13 protein-coding genes are annotated in these 15,715 nt (G+C 50.0%); 8 read left to right on the forward strand and 5 right to left on the reverse strand.

Annotation, left to right across the window (positions count from 1 at the left end; translation table 11 throughout):
• Positions 1–176 precede the first annotated feature (176 nt).
• Both CX664_RS00005 and CX664_RS00010 read right to left on the reverse strand, forming a co-directional pair.
• Positions 177–971: a phytanoyl-CoA dioxygenase family protein gene (locus CX664_RS00005; protein ID WP_101744734.1), complete on the reverse strand. Its 795-nt coding sequence runs from the start codon at positions 969–971 to the stop codon at positions 177–179.
• Between the two features lie 40 nt (positions 972–1,011).
• Positions 1,012–1,371: a hypothetical protein gene (locus CX664_RS00010; RefSeq protein ID WP_101744735.1), complete on the reverse strand. Its 360-nt coding sequence runs from the start codon at positions 1,369–1,371 to the stop codon at positions 1,012–1,014.
• A gap of 119 nt (positions 1,372–1,490) precedes the next feature.
• Here CX664_RS00010 and CX664_RS00015 point away from each other — a divergent pair, with 119 nt between their 5' ends.
• Entirely contained in the window at positions 1,491–2,015 is a 525-nt protein-coding gene (locus tag CX664_RS00015; RefSeq protein WP_244910609.1) for a class I SAM-dependent rRNA methyltransferase, read from the forward strand.
• Between the two features lie 26 nt (positions 2,016–2,041).
• Here the strand turns inward: CX664_RS00015 and CX664_RS00020 are convergent, their stop codons facing one another.
• Positions 2,042–2,698 carry a histidinol-phosphatase gene (locus CX664_RS00020; RefSeq protein ID WP_101744736.1) on the reverse strand — a complete coding sequence of 219 codons (657 nt, stop codon included), beginning with the start codon at positions 2,696–2,698 and terminating at the stop codon, positions 2,042–2,044.
• A gap of 156 nt (positions 2,699–2,854) precedes the next feature.
• On the opposite strand from CX664_RS00020, the gene CX664_RS00030 reads away from it, so the two are divergent.
• The 3 genes from CX664_RS00030 to ptsP all read left to right on the forward strand — a co-directional run bounded on the left by CX664_RS00030 (position 2,855) and on the right by ptsP (position 8,129).
• A complete protein-coding gene (locus CX664_RS00030) occupies positions 2,855–4,780 on the forward strand; it encodes a hypothetical protein (protein WP_145999726.1) in 1,926 nt (641 codons plus the stop codon).
• A 287-nt stretch (positions 4,781–5,067) separates the two neighbouring features.
• Positions 5,068–5,559: an RNA pyrophosphohydrolase gene (rppH, locus tag CX664_RS00035; protein ID WP_101744739.1), complete on the forward strand. Its 492-nt coding sequence runs from the start codon at positions 5,068–5,070 to the stop codon at positions 5,557–5,559.
• Positions 5,560–5,852: 293 nt separating this feature from the next.
• Positions 5,853–8,129, forward strand: coding sequence for a phosphoenolpyruvate--protein phosphotransferase (gene ptsP / locus CX664_RS00040; RefSeq protein ID WP_101744740.1), 2,277 nt, complete (start codon positions 5,853–5,855; stop codon positions 8,127–8,129).
• A gap of 160 nt (positions 8,130–8,289) precedes the next feature.
• On the opposite strand, the gene CX664_RS00045 is transcribed toward ptsP, so the two are convergent.
• Positions 8,290–9,414: a PilT/PilU family type 4a pilus ATPase gene (locus CX664_RS00045; RefSeq protein WP_101744741.1), complete on the reverse strand. Its 1,125-nt coding sequence runs from the start codon at positions 9,412–9,414 to the stop codon at positions 8,290–8,292.
• A gap of 321 nt (positions 9,415–9,735) precedes the next feature.
• A complete protein-coding gene (locus CX664_RS00050) occupies positions 9,736–10,770 on the reverse strand; it encodes a type IV pilus twitching motility protein PilT (RefSeq protein ID WP_101744742.1) in 1,035 nt (344 codons plus the stop codon).
• Positions 10,771–10,871: 101 nt separating this feature from the next.
• Between CX664_RS00050 and CX664_RS00055 the strand changes: the two genes are divergently transcribed.
• The 4 genes from CX664_RS00055 to CX664_RS00070 all read left to right on the forward strand — a co-directional run bounded on the left by CX664_RS00055 (position 10,872) and on the right by CX664_RS00070 (position 15,675).
• Complete coding sequence (locus CX664_RS00055; RefSeq protein WP_101744758.1) at positions 10,872–11,618, forward strand: YggS family pyridoxal phosphate-dependent enzyme; 747 nt, start codon at positions 10,872–10,874, stop codon at positions 11,616–11,618.
• Positions 11,615–12,436 carry a pyrroline-5-carboxylate reductase gene (gene proC / locus CX664_RS00060; protein WP_101744743.1) on the forward strand — a complete coding sequence of 274 codons (822 nt, stop codon included), beginning with the start codon at positions 11,615–11,617 and terminating at the stop codon, positions 12,434–12,436. The genes CX664_RS00055 and proC overlap by 4 nt, the downstream gene beginning before the upstream one ends.
• Positions 12,437–12,517: 81 nt before the next feature.
• Positions 12,518–13,072, forward strand: coding sequence for a YggT family protein (locus tag CX664_RS00065; protein WP_101744744.1), 555 nt, complete (start codon positions 12,518–12,520; stop codon positions 13,070–13,072).
• Positions 13,073–13,221: 149 nt separating this feature from the next.
• Positions 13,222–15,675 carry a hypothetical protein gene (locus CX664_RS00070; RefSeq protein ID WP_145999727.1) on the forward strand — a complete coding sequence of 818 codons (2,454 nt, stop codon included), beginning with the start codon at positions 13,222–13,224 and terminating at the stop codon, positions 15,673–15,675.
• Positions 15,676–15,715 lie beyond the last annotated feature (40 nt).

Here is a 15,715-nt window from a genome sequence, read left to right on the forward strand (position 1 = left end):
CCTACACGGCAACTGCTCCTGCGTTGCTCTAGCTCCTGCATCCATGCAGTCGTGCGGTGGCAGCAAATTGGTCTAAAAATCCGCTTTTGTTCGGCAAATAGCCCCGCTATTCACCTCACAAAACCGAATTTTTATCCTCAATTTTCTGCCATCCTCGTTACGGGCGCTATTCTCGGTCAGCCTCCTAGACCCAGAAGCTGCTCTCCAACGGGCGTCAGTTTAGCGGGTTCACCGGGTTCCGGGTCCTGTTGATACGGAAAGTTACGCCAGCGCTCAGGCGCTCTTTTATCACGCCATAGCTGAATACGCTCTTCCCGGTTATCTTCGGTACCCGCCGGGAACATGGAGATATATTGGGTCAGGCGTGGCTTTGAATGGTGGTTCAGGCTGCTGGCATGGGGCAGACGTGAGTCCCAGAGAATGAAGGTTCCAGCCTTGCCCGCCAGATGGACAATATCATGGCCTTTCAGCTCTTCATCGGTAAAGAGTAGAGAGTTGCGATCCAGTGTCGTTTGTTTCCCGGTGTAAAGGCTGGGAACACAACAGAATGCCCCCTGATTTTCCGCCGTATCCGTCAGGTAGAGAATCCCCTGGTATCTTGGCAGGAACACTTTTTCCGGATGGCTGTCCAGGTGGATCTGACTGTCGTCTTTCTTATCCGGGTGCTCCGGACGCCAGGGTGGTTTGAAGGAGGCTCGATCCAATCTTACCCAGAGATCGTCTGTCTTTAAAAGGTCAGCATACAATCGGTAGACAGGCTCATACTGGCGGATATCCCAGAATGCCTGATGATGATGAATGGGAACAATACCATTACTGCCCAGGTTTTTCCGGTACCAGGTTGTGGGATCATCCAGATTAACCTCCAGAAAGTCGGTAATGGCTTTGATAACGGGCTGGAGTAACTGCCCGGGCACCAGGTCAGGAACGATGATATAACCTTTTTCCTGCAGTTCGCTTTGATCAATCATTACTCAGGTCCCTTATTTATTGGCTTATCCCGGAACGTTTTCAGTGCAGCGTTGACTCCAGTGTCTGAGCCTCATCAAACTCTGAAGGCAGGCTGTCATCAAGGCTATCCAGCAAGGCCATAACTGTTTGGCGGATAATATCCGTGTTCTTGTTCAGCTCATGGTATTTGACAATGCTGATCAGCATTTGTGCCAGGGGATAAATCCGAAGATGGTTTTTAATATCGGCTGGGGATATTTTTCCTGTTGCCCCTTCAACGTAGTCATTGGCACCCTGGGTAAACCCTTTGTGGGCTGACTCGAGAAGGTCCATCGTTGAGCGGTTATCGGCGCTGTCCATCAATGATTGGAGCAGGGTGCTCAATGGTTCTTCGTTGTTATGGGAATGGTTTTGAGACATCTCTACAGCTCCTGTGAAGGTTTTGGTAGAGACTAAAGTTCCATTAACGGTGTTGGTATCCGTATATTTGCCAGTGTCATAATGATCATTACCGGTTAGTTTATGGTGATAGTGACGGATTGCCCGGGCTGGTGGTTGACCGGTTTGATGAGGTACTGGTGGCGCAGATATCCACGGCAGGTATGGAGCAGGTTCGGGATGACGTTGTTGAAGCGTTAAACCAGGTTCTGAAACCTAAAGGTATTTTGTTCAAGAACCGTGGCAATGCCCGCAAGCTGGAAGACCTGCCGCAATATGTTGAGGTGGCCTCCGGAGCGGTTCCGGAAGTGGTAGTGCTGGAAGAGAATGGCGTGAGCTTTCAGGCTCCGGTGATGGAAGGCCAGAAAACCGGGTGGTTTTATGATCACCGGCTCAATCGGGACCGCCTGCGGCATTATGTAAAAGGTAAACGGGTGCTGGATGTTTTCAGTATGCATTTGCACCGGGATAATATGATCGATTTGCTACGGGCTGGCAGTCGCCATATTGACCGTAACCTGCAGATTCTGGACCAGGGGCACCAGGGACCGGATCATCCTGTGCACCCATGCATTCCGGAGACAGACTATATCAAAGCGATTTTTGCCCGGTTAACTGTTCAATAAATGGCCTTTAATGGTTCACAGAGCCACTAACGGAAACTGATAACTGGCCAGCCATGGGCTTCTGCAAAGCTTTTGAGTTCCGGGTCGGGGTCGACAGCGACAGGGTTGTCGACCTTCTTCAGCAGCGGCAGGTCATTTTGAGAGTCGCTGTAGAAGTAGCTGCCTGCCATTGAGTGCTCCGGGTGCTGGTTGAGCCATTCCTGCAGGCGGAGTACTTTCCCCTGCTGATAGGTGGGGATTCCGGTAACGTTGCCAGTATAGCGGTTGTCGCTGATCTCCAGGTCAATGGCCAGCAGGGCATCTACCTTGAACTGGTCAGCAATGGGTTTGGTCACAAAGCGATTGGTCGCGGTGATGATCATAATATAATCACCACGCTGGCGGTGGTGTTCTATCCTGGCCAGTGCTTTATCCAACAGGATGGGGCTGATAACCTGTGTCATAAACTGACCATGCCAGGTTGCAAGCGCTTCCAGGGGGTATTGTGTTAATGGCTCAAGGCAAAAATCCAGATACTCCCGGATGTCCATAACCCCCTGTTGATACTGTTTATAGAAACGCTGGTTACCTTCCCTGAAGCGTTCACTATCCACCAGGCCATTGGCGGCCATAAACTCTCCCCACAGGGCATCACTGTCGCCAGCAATGAGAGTATTGTCCAGATCAAAGATTGCCAGGGTCATTGTTACTCCGGTTTATTATTCAGGCCGAGTGCATCCTGGGGGGATTATACAGGTTCTTTATCAACCCAAAAGCAATTACCCAATTCTGAATATTAAGTTTTTTGAATTTTTTATTACCAAGACTGTCTAAGAGTTTTTTATCAATTGAGTTTTGTTATGGAAAGAAATAGTGGTGTATTACCAGGTACGCCATTTGGCCTGATGAATGGTTATGATTACCTTAACACTGGTCAGACTGATTCAGCAGTTTTTGGCCAACGTCAAGTATCAAATTGCCACCCTGAAGCAGGAACAAATTATCTGGCTAATGCGAGTAGTCATGATCCAGAAAATTGGATTGAGGAAGATCTGTTTAACCTGCTTGATGATACTGGAGGGAGTTTAGCGCCGAAGCCAGCCAGTTGTTCGACTTCTCTGAGACATTTAAATGTCCTGCCAGGCCAACAGACTCATGTGGCGTCGATGACTGGTTTTTCCCCATCTACGCCTGTTGCAACTTGTCTGGTGGATCAGCAAAGAAAGAGCCTCTCTTCTGTGTTTCCGCCAACTACCTGCATCATACCACAGCCGTTTGCAGAGCCTTATGTTAAACCAGTGGATAATAGCTATAGCCATTTATGGAAGCAAAGGCAGGTGTCCAACACAGGGCCTGAAACGGTGGATGGTTATTTAAGCAAACCCACCCCATCGGGAAATCATGTTGCATCAGCTCCTGTTTATTTGATGGAAAACCTGAGTATCGGTGAGCAGTCTGGAGCAGTCAGTTTTCCGAACTTTTGGCCACCGGAAGCAGAAGCAAGTGCTGCCCCTGTACAAACACAGGATCTTGTACCTCCCCAGACACCTCATGCAAGTGAATCTGTCTCTTCGACCAACCATCATGAAGAAGTGATTACCGCTGCACATTTGGAGTCATCGGCGGCGGATGTACTCAGCTCTCAACAACTTCCGCCTTTTTTAAGAAAAAAAATCCTGATTTCCCATTGGGGCTTATTGGAAAGGTATGCAAAGTCCCAGAAAGGAGGGAGCAGTCAATGGGCTAAAGCGTGGCAGAACGCCCTTGATTTTGCCTTGCAGTGCTCTGAGGAGGACTATCACTACAATTTAAATGTGGCGAAAGCTTTAACAAGACTCAAGGATATGGACCGGGCAAAAGAGATTTTGCTAGATCAGCTGACTAAGTCTAATGATCAGAGATATCTTTTGGGTGTTAGCAAACAGTTAGGATTCTTATTTTATAAAGAACGGAGCTACGTCACTTCCATAAAATATTATATGCGTGGTTTTGTAAGCACGATGGATGTCCCTAATGATACTTACTCATTTATACATTCCGCAATGAAGCAAACTATTAGAATGTGTGATGACAAGCAATTTGTAACCAATGCTGTTTGCTGGTTCAATTATCTGCAGCCAAAGACAAGAAAGAATAAAGTAGAGATCTCGAATTTTATCTTTCCACTCTATTATTCAGCTATGTCTTCCTTAGAAGCTGAACAGATTTCCACAGAGTATCTGGCGCCAGATCAGATGAAATGGGCCATTACCCGATGGAAAGATCTGGAATCCCTGGCTGCGAGCCTGAAGCCAGGAGATCCTAATTGGTTTACGTCCTGGACTTGTGCCATGAATTTTGCTTTGGAGTGTACAAAGCTGAATTATCATTTCAACCTTAATGTAGCAATAGCATTAACCCGGTTGAATCAGCTGGATCTGGCCATAGACACTCTGTTCCAGCAGTTGTCTGTGCCTGAATATGCAAATGACCACACGTATCTCATGGCCATAAATAAGCAACTGGGGTTTATCTTTTTCAGAAAAGGTGAGTATCTGGATTCTATTCATTACTATATGAATTGCTTTGATGGCTCAAGAGCTTTAGCCGACAAGACCTACCAGTATATAACCACCGCCATGCACGCTTTCAAGGACGGCGTAGACCCTGAATTCAGTCGTTCAGCAAATGACTGGTATAACCGGCTTTACTCACAATCAATGGAAGAAAAACGGCTGTTCGGGAATAAACAGCCCTCTGTAACCAAGGCCCCCTTGTTACCTCTGGATTCTGCATCCGTGCAGTAGGGCAGTCTATCCCGGATATTTTCGAACAGCCTCCTGGTACGTCATGTCAATGAGTTTGATAGTTCCAATCGCCATTCACCCTGAAGGTTTGCTGTGTTGTATCCGTTTGTGAAACAATGCGTGATAAGTAATAGTTTAAGTGGCCACCAACAAGTGATTGCGTCTAAATCCTGTTGTTCTTTGAACAGTCAGTTTCATGCCCCGTTTTAGTGTGGGTTATGATTATGTTCCTGGAAGTGGGGGGGGTATTCGTACCATAGGATGGTGGCTCTAAGGTAGCCATATACGTGATTGACATCGATGGATTCAGGCCAAATGTAGGCATTATCCTGGCGAATCATCACGGTCAGTTATTGTGGGCTCGGCGGATCAGGCAGGATGCCTGGCAATTTCCCCAAGGTGGTATCAATGATGGGGAGACGCCGGAAGACGCCATGTACAGAGAGCTGTTTGAGGAGATAGGTCTTCATCCTGAAGATGTAGAAATCCTTGGCTGCACCCGGGGGTGGTTACGTTATCGTCTACCGAGACGTCTCGTCCGCCGGGATCAGCAACCGCTGTGCATCGGGCAGAAGCAGAAATGGTTTTTGCTGCAGCTGCTGAGCAATGATGACCGTATTCGGGTTGACCACACGAGGTCTCCGGAATTTGATGGCTGGCGCTGGGTAAGTTACTGGTACCCTCTTGGTCAGGTGGTTTCTTTTAAACGGGAAGTCTACAGGCGGGCGCTGAAAGAGTTGGTACCCAGAATTGGAAAATTACAGTCCAGAGGGGGGTGACAGGTTGCCAGGAGCCTGTAGGACTTAAGCGTCCGTCCAGGCGACCCCTGGGAGGCTGACCGAGAATAGCGGGGCTATTTGACGAAGCAGCAGGAATTTTTATTCTCAACTTTCTGCCAATCTCGCCATGGGCGCTATTCTCGAACAGCCTCCCGGGCCCAATGGATATTTCTTTAAACCTGTGGGCTGTAGTAACAGGAAAGATGTTAGCAGGCAATATAATTTGCCATGGATTGCTATTGTACTGTTAAAGTAGTTGCAGCAAGTATTATCAGACCGGATACGTGTTAGACATGCTAAACACCCTGCGCAATATCGTACAGGAAGTCAGTTCTGCCTCTGATCTACAGGTGGCACTGCAGATTATTGTGCAACGGGTTCGTGGTGCCATGAACACTGAGGTGTGCTCGGTCTATCTATACGATTCTGAGAGCACCTCTTATACGCTGATGGCTTCAGAGGGTTTGAACCCTTCTGCGGTCGGACAGGTGACTCTGTTTCATTCTGAAGGCCTTGTTGGGCAGGTGGGGCTGCGGGAAGAGCCCATAAACCTCGAAGATGCCGCTTCTCACCCAAAGTTTTGCTATATCCGTGAAACCGGAGAAGAGCGATTCACCTCTTTTCTCGGTGTCCCCATTATCCATCACCGTAATACGCTGGGTGTGCTGGTGGTTCAGCAGGTTGAGCAGCGGCGTTTTGATGAACATGAAGAAGCGTTTCTGGTCACCATGTCGGCCCAATTGGCAGGGGTTATTGCCCATGCCCAGGCAACTGGCTCGATCAATAATGTCTCCACGCCCACCCGCAAAAAACGAATTGCTCGCTTTCAGGGGAGTGCCGGTGCCACAGGGGTAGCCATTGGTGAGGCGGTGGTGATTACGCCTCCGGCCGATCTTGGTGCGGTACCTGAGCGTACCTTCAAGGATATAGATCTGGAACTCGCCTTGCTGGACGATGCGCTGGCTGCGGTGCGAAAAGAGATGAAAGACACCGCTGAACGATTGTCCGACCGTTTACCTGCCGAGGAACATGCACTCTTTGATGTTTATCTGAGAATGCTGGATGACCGGGCCCTTGGGCAGGAGATAAGAGAGCGTATTCGGGGCGGATCCTGGGCACAGGGTGCCTTGAGACAGGTGATCGAAGAGCATATCCGCAATTTCGAAATGATGGACGATCATTATCTCCGTGAACGGGCTGCCGACGTCAGGGACCTGGGGCGCAGAGTACTTTCTCATCTCCAGCAGGGAGAACATGCGAGGGTTGAATACCCGGCGAATACCATTCTAATCAGTGAGGAGCTTTCTCCGGTTATGCTGGGCGAGGTTCCACAGGAATTACTGGCGGGCCTGGTTTCCAAGCAAGGATCCAGTAACTCCCATGTGGCTATTCTTGCCCGCGCTTTAGGCGTGCCTACCGTCATGGGGGTGGTTGATCTGCCTTTCCATAAGCTGTCTGGAAAAAAACTGATTGTGGATGGTAATCTTGGCCTGATTTACTCCTCTCCGGCCCAGGAGCTGCTGGATTATTACACCGAAGTGCTGGAAGAGGAAAATCAGTTCAGTAAGGGGTTGGAAGCCATCAGAGATCTGCCCTGTGAGACCCCGGATAATTACCGTATTCCGCTCTGGGTCAACACCGGACTGATGACCGATACCATCCGCTCACTGGACAGAGGGGCTGAAGGCGTTGGTCTGTATCGGACTGAAGTCCCTTTTATGGTGCGGGATCGCTTTCCCAGTGAATCCGAACAGGAAAAGATTTACCGACACCAGCTTGAAGCTTTTGCGCCACGCCCCGTGACCATGAGAACCCTGGATATTGGCGGGGATAAGTCGCTGAGTTATTTCCCCATCAAGGAAGATAACCCTTTCCTTGGCTGGCGGGGGATTCGGGTAACGCTGGATCATCCGGAAATCTTTCTGGTACAGGTCCGGGCCATGTTGAAAGCCAGCGTGGGCCTGGATAATCTCCGGATTATGTTGCCGATGGTATCCAGTATTTTTGAAGTCGAGGAAGCGCAACACCTGATTCACCGGGCCCATGCGGAAGTGCTTGCTGAAGGCCTGCCGGTATCCATGCCACCGGTGGGTGTGATGGTGGAAGTGCCCGCTGCCGTTTACATGGTCAAGGACCTTGCACAACGTGTCGACTTTCTTTCCATCGGATCAAATGACCTTATTCAATACCTGCTGGCCGTAGACCGCAACAACCCCCGGGTATCTGACCTTTATCACTCTTTTCACCCCGCCGTACTGCATGCCTTACAGAAGGTTGCGGACGATGCCCATCAGGAAGGAAAGACCGTCAGTATCTGCGGTGAAATGGCGGGTGACCCTGCTGCAGCGGTACTGTTAATGGCCATGGGTTTCGATATGCTGTCGATGAGTGCCGTGAATCTGTTAAAAGTAAAATGGGTGTTAAGACGCATCGGTATGGATCGTGCGAAAATGATATTGTCGGATTTAATGAAGCACGACAATGCACAGGTGATTCGCAGCTCCCTGGAACTTGCCCTGTGTAAAGAAGGCATGGGCAAGGTTCTCGGGATCAAGAGCCGGCGTTTCTAGGAGGCTGACCGAGAATAGCGCCCGTAGCGAGGATGGCAGAAAATTGAGGATAAAAAGTCGGAAATTTTTAGCGAATAGTGGTTCTATTTGCTAAAAATTTCCGACTTTTTAGACCAATTTGCTGCCACCGCAGTAGGGCAGTCTATTCTCGGTCAGCCTCCTAGGCTTCTTCCATCTGCAAGGTCAATTTACCAGAACGCTGGGTAAGATAACTCTCATCCACCTCTGAACCCAGCTTAATCATCAGACGCAAGTCGTTTGCAGAATCAGCATGCCGGATGGCGTCTTCATAGCTGACCTCGCCAAGGTTGTAGAGATCAAATAATGCTTGATCGAAAATCTGCATGCCCAGCTCCCGGGATTTTTTCATTAACTCTTTCAATGCATGAACATCCCCTTTGCGAATCATATCCTGGGCCAGGGGGGTATTCAGTAACACTTCTATGGCTGGAAGCCGCCCTGTGCCATCCAGAGAAGGAACCAGCTGCTGGGCGACAATGCCCTTCAGATTCAGGGAAAGATCCATCCAGACCTGGTGATGATGTTCCGGGGGGAAAAAGTGAAGAATGCGATCCAATGCCTGGTTGGCATTAGTGGCATGCAGCGTTGCCAGGCACAGATGGCCGGTTTCTGCGAAGTTCAGGGCATATTGCATGGTATCCTGACTGCGAATTTCACCAATCATAATGACATCAGGAGCCTGGCGCAGGGTATTTTTCAGCGCCACTTCATAAGACTTGGTATCAATCCCCACTTCCCGCTGGGTTACAATGCACCTTTTGTGTTGATGGATAAATTCAATGGGGTCTTCAATGCTGATGATATGACCTGTGTCGTTTTCATTACGATAGCCAAGCATCGCCGCCAGGGTTGTTGACTTCCCCGTGCCGGTAGCGCCCACCAGGATAACCAGCCCTCGTTTGACCATGGTCAGGTCTTTCAGGATAGGCGGAAGTTTCAACTGTTCAAAACCGGGTATTTTCTCTTCAATTCGGCGCAAAACCATACCTGACTGGTTTCTCTGCTGAAAAGCACTGACCCGGAACCTGCCAATCCCCATTTTGGCAATGGCAAAGTTACACTCATGCTTCAGCTCAAACTCCAGGCGCTGCTTCTCATCCATTACCCCAAGCACCAAATCATTTGCTTCTGTGGCCGTCAACGGTGTCTTGTTGACAGGTATCAAACGTCCGTCAAGCTTGACACTGGGGGGATAGCCGGCAGTGATAAACAGATCCGATGCTTTTTTTACGGCAACCAGTTTTAATAATTTTTCAATATCCATTTAATTGACCACTGCTCTTTGTTTGAACCACAAAGGAAAAGCTCTTCTTCGTGCTCTTTGCCGTGAAAGAAAATTGCCACGGAGGCACCGAGACACGGAGGAGAGAAAAAAGCTTTTCCTCTGTGTCTCCGTGACTCTGTGGCTAAAGCTTTCATGACAGAGGGTGACAAACCATCGTCATGAAAATTTGTGCCTTTGTGGTTCCAATGCAAGTCCTGCAACACCTATCAACCAACCGCCAGTCCCCTCATCAAGCGCTGAAAGAGGGCAGGCTGTTTTACCATCATTAAGAATCCTTAATGTCTAGCCTGAGTGCGACACTTAAAATGCGTCACGATCCTTGGCCTTTTCACGGGCCACATCACGAGAGATCAGTCCCTTTTTCATCAGGTTCGTCAGGCACTGATCCAGTGTTTGCATGCCAAGCCCACCGCCGGTCTGAATGGCCGAGTACATCTGGGCAACCTTATCTTCGCGAATCAGGTTTCGAATACCTGCCGTGCCAAGCATAATCTCATGGGCAGCTACCCGGCCTCCACCGTTTTTCTTCAAAAGTGTTTGCGAGATCACAGCCTGGAGTGATTCCGAGAGCATTGAACGCACCATGGACTTCTCTTCCGCCGGAAATACATCGACGATACGGTCAATAGTTTTTGCCGCCGAGGTGGTGTGCAACGTACCGAACACCAAATGACCGGTTTCCGCAGCGGTCATCGCCAGTCGGATGGTTTCTAGGTCACGCATCTCACCAACCAGAATAATATCGGGATCTTCACGCAACGCAGAGCGCAGGGCATTGCTGAAGCTATGAGTATCCCGATGAACTTCCCGCTGGTTAACCAGACACTTTTTCGGGGTGTGGATAAATTCAATGGGGTCTTCGATGGTCAGGATATGCTGATATTTGGTGTCGTTAATGTAATCCATCATGGCCGCCAGCGTGGTGCTTTTGCCAGAGCCGGTAGGGCCAGTCACCAGCACTAACCCCCGGGGTTTATCCGCAATGGTTTTAAATACCTGTCCCATGCCCAGGTCATCCATGGTCAGTACTTTACTGGGGATAGCCCGGAACACCGCCCCCGCTCCCCGGTTTTGGTTGAAAGCATTGACACGGAAACGCGCAACGCCCGGTACTTCAAACGAGAAGTCCGCTTCCAGGTGCTCTTCCAGATCTTTACGCTGTTTGTCGTTCATGATGTCATAGACCAAACCATGAACTTCTTTCTGCTCCATGGGCGGCAGATTGATACGGCGAACATCACCGTCGATTCGAATAATTGGCGGAAGTCCTGCCGACAGATGCAGATCCGAAGCCCCCTGTTTATAGCTGAACGCCAATAGCTCAGTAATATCCATTTATTATCCCCCTTACACCAGGAAGCAGGTAAACTATGAGATTGTTCGGGAATAGCGCTATTCCCGGACAATCTTCCTGCCAATTTATTATTTACCCGGTAATGTACAACCTGATGACCTTATTACAAAACCGCTTTCAACGGGTTTATGACCGAATTCATCAAGCTGAGCAAGCCTGCAATCGCAACGGGCAAGTGCAACTGCTGGCAGTCAGCAAAACCAAACCTGCCTCTATGGTGCGTGAAGCATGGCATCTGGGTCAAAAGCATTTTGGCGAAAACTACCTTCAGGAAGCCCTGGGCAAAATGGATGAGCTCAGTGACCTTGCTGATATCCACTGGCATTTCATCGGTCCAATCCAGTCCAACAAAACCCGGGATATCAGCAGCCACTTTGACTGGGTTCACAGTGTTGACCGGTTGAAAATCGCGCAAAGGCTAAATGATCAACGTCCCCGGGAACTCCCCCCGGTAAATATCTGCCTGCAAGTGAATATCAGCGGCGAACAGTCAAAATCCGGGATCAGCCTGCATGAGCTGCCAGCGCTGGTACCCTCCATTGCCCGCTTACCCCACCTGAAGCTGCGTGGCCTGATGGCTATTCCCGCCCCGGAAACGGACCCTGACCGGCAGCGCGAGCCTTTCCGGGCACTGACCAATGCGTTACATTCCCTGAATACCGAGTTCTCACTGACGATGGATACCCTGTCCATGGGCATGACGGATGATCTTGAGGCAGCGATTCAGGAAGGTTCAACCATGGTCCGTATCGGTACTGCGCTGTTTGGCTCCAGAACCTCTGCTCAGCCCTTTTCTCCACAAGCGCCTCAAAGGGACAGCAACGCATGAATGAATCAACCATTGCTTTTATCGGTGCTGGCAATATGGCCAGCAGTATTATCGGAGGCCTGATCAATAATGGCTGGCCAACCTACCAGTTGATTGCTTCCGCCAGAACGGCAGAAACATTGTCCGATATCCGTGAAAAATTTAATATTGCGACCACCGTGGATAACCACCAGGCCGTCAGCAAGGCTGGCATTATCATGCTTTGTGTGAAGCCACAGGTGATGAAAGCGGTTCTGACCGATTTAAGCCCGTCCATAAAACCGGATGCCCTGGTTATCTCCGTCGCTGCCGGCATTACCATGGAAAGTCTGCAGAACTGGGGAGGCGAGCACCTTTCGATCGTACGCAGCATGCCAAACACTCCTTCTGCGCTGCAATGCGGTGCCAGCGGTTTGTTTGCCAACAAAAACGTCAGTACTGCCCAAAAAGCGCTGACCGATGATATTTTTAATGCCATTGGTATTGCCAGGTGGGTCGACCATGAGTCGTTAATTGATGCGGTCATTGCCGTTTCCGGCAGTGGCCCGGCCTACTATTTCCTGCTGATGGAAATCATGGAACAGGTCGGTGTTCGCCTCGGCCTTGATGCAGAAACCTCAAGACAGCTGACCCTGCAAACGGCCCTGGGGGCTGCCAGGATGGCAACGGAAAGTGATGTTGATGTCGCCGAGCTTCGTCGTCGCATTACCTCTCCCAACGGAACCACGGAACAGGCCATCAAGACATTTCAGGAACAGGGGTTGCCTGAGCTGGTGGCACAGGCAATGAACGCTGCCGTCAACCGGTCGATAGAACTGGCAGAAACGCTGAAAGACTGATTCTGTTGACGGGCGATGGAAAGCGGTAATATGCGCAAAGATTATTAAATTATTTTGACCAAAGGGTAACCAATACACTCTATGTCTGCACTTTCTTCGAGTCTCAGCTTCCTGATCCAGACCCTGGGCGGTTTGTATATCATGGCTGTGTTGATTCGCTTCCTGCTTCAGCTGGTTCGAGCCGACTTCTATAACCCGATTTCTCAAGCTATCGTGAAAGCCACATCGCCACTGCTCAACCCCATCCGCAAGATAATTCCCGGTTATGGCGGTGTGGACATGGCCTCTCTGGTTCTGGCGCTGATACTTCAGATCGCACTGCTCTATGTACTGCTGTTGATAGGCGGTTTCTCTTTGGCGACCATTCCTTTCCCCAGTGTCCTGATCAGTAGCCTGATTAAACTGGGCATCGAGTTTCTGAATATTTATATGTTCAGTCTGATCATTATCGCCATTGCCAGCTGGGTAGCGCCGAACAGCTATAACCCGGGACTGATGCTGCTGTTCCAGATTACCGAGCCACTCACCAGCCGTATACGCAAAGTGATCCCCCCCCTTGGCGGGCTGGATTTTTCCCTGATGGTTCTGGTGATCATTATTATTACCCTGAAGAATTTTCTGGGTGCCCTGGCCTGACCCTGCCAATCTGACCACTGGCGCTGATCTCTGGATCAGCGCCAGTGTCTCCCCTCCATTTCAGATTCTTTAAACTGTCTTCTTGCCGTCGATATTAAGGCTACTCCACAAATAACTGTGAGGCAGCTATGGGACAGGCCATTAAGTTCATGCTTCGAAAGTTAATATGGCCGAAAGCAAGGTTAACTGGCAAAACGACCAGACAATGGTTTGCATCAGCTGCCTGTATTTTAAGCCTCAGCAGTCCTTTCTCTTCGGCAAGTGATGAAAACCTGCTGCTGAGTGAAGCGGAATCACCCCCCTTTATCCACACCTTCCAGCAGTCCAACTTTAAGAATGGATCTGAGCTGATCATCAGTGGTAATAATGGCTCAGACAACCAGCAAATCCTGATTGTGCGGATTGATAATGAAAGCTCCGCAGATTACCGGTCCAGGGTCAACCAGGAGTTCACGCTCTCACCCGGTCCGTTTGCAGTGGTACTGCCCCTCTCAGGGCTGAAAACATCCGGCGGACAACCCTTTACACAGCCATACACCAAGCTGTTTGTGTTCAGTGCCGATATGTGGGCTGGCATCGAGCTGGAAAAAATCCATATCAGCTCCGCCGCCAGTCTGCCCGACAACACCCTGGCGCTGGATTTTGGCTCAGGCGACAGCGCGGCTTTCCCCGGCTTTGAATCCATTAGCAAAAACAGCTCATACCTGAAAGGCAAAATCACCGAACGGGTTCGTACTTCCGGTGATGCACTGATTCGGGATGGTATTGCCGGGGCTACCAGCCTGCAGATCCCCTGGTCTGATGGATTATGGAAACTCAGCCTGTGGACACAGGATCAAGGGGAATGGGAGTACCTGCCTCATTTCCTTAACCGGCAAATCATCGCCAATGGCACCACCATCGTTGATGAGAAGTTTACCCAAGAGCAGTGGATCAATGACGTTTATCTGGCTGGCAGGAAAAAAGAAGGCGGCATCGATGGGGACTTGTGGGCGTTGGTTGGTGAACGTCGAAGTCACTTTATCAGCAAAAACATTGGAGTCATCAATGGGATGTTGACTATCGATCTGACCGGTGACTATGACGCCAGATACCTGGCGGCTCTGGTTCTGGAACCTATTAAAGGTACCTTTGCCCAGGCCACCCAGAAAAAACGACGGGAACGCCTGCTGAATCAATGGTCTGTAACGACTGAGCCATACACCCCTCCAGATTCACTGTCACTGGCAGATATCAGCCAGCAGGTAAAGGATGATGACGCTTTTTATCTGGCAGCCAGAAACAGCCTGCTGAACCTGACCTTTGAAATAGCCAGCCCGATGGATGATGTTGCACCCGCCGTTGTGGTTACCCCGCCCAAATCGCCGGATGCAGAACCCTTAACGGTCATCACCCGCTATGGGCACTGGCGCTATGAAAGACCAACGCCCAATGCCACGTCACTGATACTGGATGACAGTTATCTCCGCGCCGATATGGCAAGTCTTCGTCTTTCCAGCAAAAGGCCCAGACGTCTCTATGTTCAGGTGGAAGTTCCCGCTGAAGCACGCGCTGGCGACTACGCTGGTATGATTCAACTGTTCAGCCGGGGTGAACTGCGGCTGCTGCATTATAAAGTACGGGTACTTCCGACCCTGCTGCCAGAACTGGAGACCCCTGTAGGCCTCTACCTGGAGCCGCCACCTTACTATCAGTGGTTCAAGGCACTGGCAGGACAGAGTGCCAATGCCACTTCCTGCGATCTTTCCCTGCTGGCTTCCCACGGTTTCAGCACTGTTGCACCGGCATTGGCAACACCTGGCACCGAGACCGGACGACAGACGTTTATTCAGCAACTGCAACAATTAATGCGCTTTGGCTTCAACGGCAAGATTCTGGCTTACGCACCGTTGAAACGCCTGTTAAGTCAGAAGGGCGAAACAGAGGCAATAGCGGACTTAAAACAGCTGCAACAGTTATCAGAGAACCAGAATCTCCCTGACATTTACTGGTCAATTTTTGACGAGCCAGCCAGGGATCACTTTTCGCAAATAAAGAACACCGCCAGAGTGCTAACCGATAACGCTCTGCCATTGAAAACGGCTGGCCATTTGAATCATGACCACCAGGCTGAACTTGCCGAAGTAACGGATCTTCTCCTGATCAACCACGGCACCGAAGTGACCGAAGAAAATATTGACGATTGGCAGGAAAACAGCACGGTCTGGCTATACAACATGCCCAAACCCGGTTTAGCAGCTGGCCTGTACCTCTGGCGATCCGGTGCTGAGGGCTATTTACAATGGCATGGCCGTATGCCTACTGCCGACCCATTTGATCCCATCGATGGTCGGGAGGGGGATGTTATGTATATCTACCCATCTGCCAGCCGGTGTCCGGAAGTTCTGGACATTCATCGCCGTTTTCTTGATTTGCATGAAGCAACCCTTGATCTGCGTTGGTTACAGTGGCTTGAGGGCATATCCCACAAACAAACGGAAGCCCAACAGCTTCTGGCAGAACTTCGGGCAGAGATACCACCACAATGGGAACGGGCGGCATTAATAACAGAGGCACAGCGGATAGCAATACGTGACCGGATAATATCAATCATCAGTAAGTAGTTAACCAAATGAAATCGTATTTTCTGACTCATTAATTATT

The organism is Endozoicomonas acroporae, assembly GCF_002864045.1.
Classification (GTDB): domain Bacteria; phylum Pseudomonadota; class Gammaproteobacteria; order Pseudomonadales; family Endozoicomonadaceae; genus Endozoicomonas; species Endozoicomonas acroporae.

Excerpts from the sequence above, each read along its gene's own strand:
- CX664_RS00005 (WP_101744734.1), bottom strand. The coding sequence starts at position 971 with ATGATTGATCAAAGCGAACTGCAGGAAAAAGGTTATATCATCGTTCCT.
- CX664_RS00010 (WP_101744735.1), bottom strand. The coding sequence starts at position 1,371 with ATGTCTCAAAACCATTCCCATAACAACGAAGAACCATTGAGCACCCTG.
- CX664_RS00020 (WP_101744736.1), bottom strand. The coding sequence starts at position 2,698 with ATGACCCTGGCAATCTTTGATCTGGACAATACTCTCATTGCTGGCGAC.
- CX664_RS00030 (WP_145999726.1), top strand. The coding sequence starts at position 2,855 with ATGGAAAGAAATAGTGGTGTATTACCAGGTACGCCATTTGGCCTGATG.
- ptsP (WP_101744740.1), top strand. The coding sequence starts at position 5,853 with ATGCTAAACACCCTGCGCAATATCGTACAGGAAGTCAGTTCTGCCTCT.
- CX664_RS00045 (WP_101744741.1), bottom strand. The coding sequence starts at position 9,414 with ATGGATATTGAAAAATTATTAAAACTGGTTGCCGTAAAAAAAGCATCG.
- CX664_RS00050 (WP_101744742.1), bottom strand. The coding sequence starts at position 10,770 with ATGGATATTACTGAGCTATTGGCGTTCAGCTATAAACAGGGGGCTTCG.
- CX664_RS00055 (WP_101744758.1), top strand. The coding sequence starts at position 10,872 with ATGTACAACCTGATGACCTTATTACAAAACCGCTTTCAACGGGTTTAT.
- proC (WP_101744743.1), top strand. The coding sequence starts at position 11,615 with ATGAATGAATCAACCATTGCTTTTATCGGTGCTGGCAATATGGCCAGC.
- CX664_RS00065 (WP_101744744.1), top strand. The coding sequence starts at position 12,518 with ATGTCTGCACTTTCTTCGAGTCTCAGCTTCCTGATCCAGACCCTGGGC.
- CX664_RS00070 (WP_145999727.1), top strand. The coding sequence starts at position 13,222 with ATGCTTCGAAAGTTAATATGGCCGAAAGCAAGGTTAACTGGCAAAACG.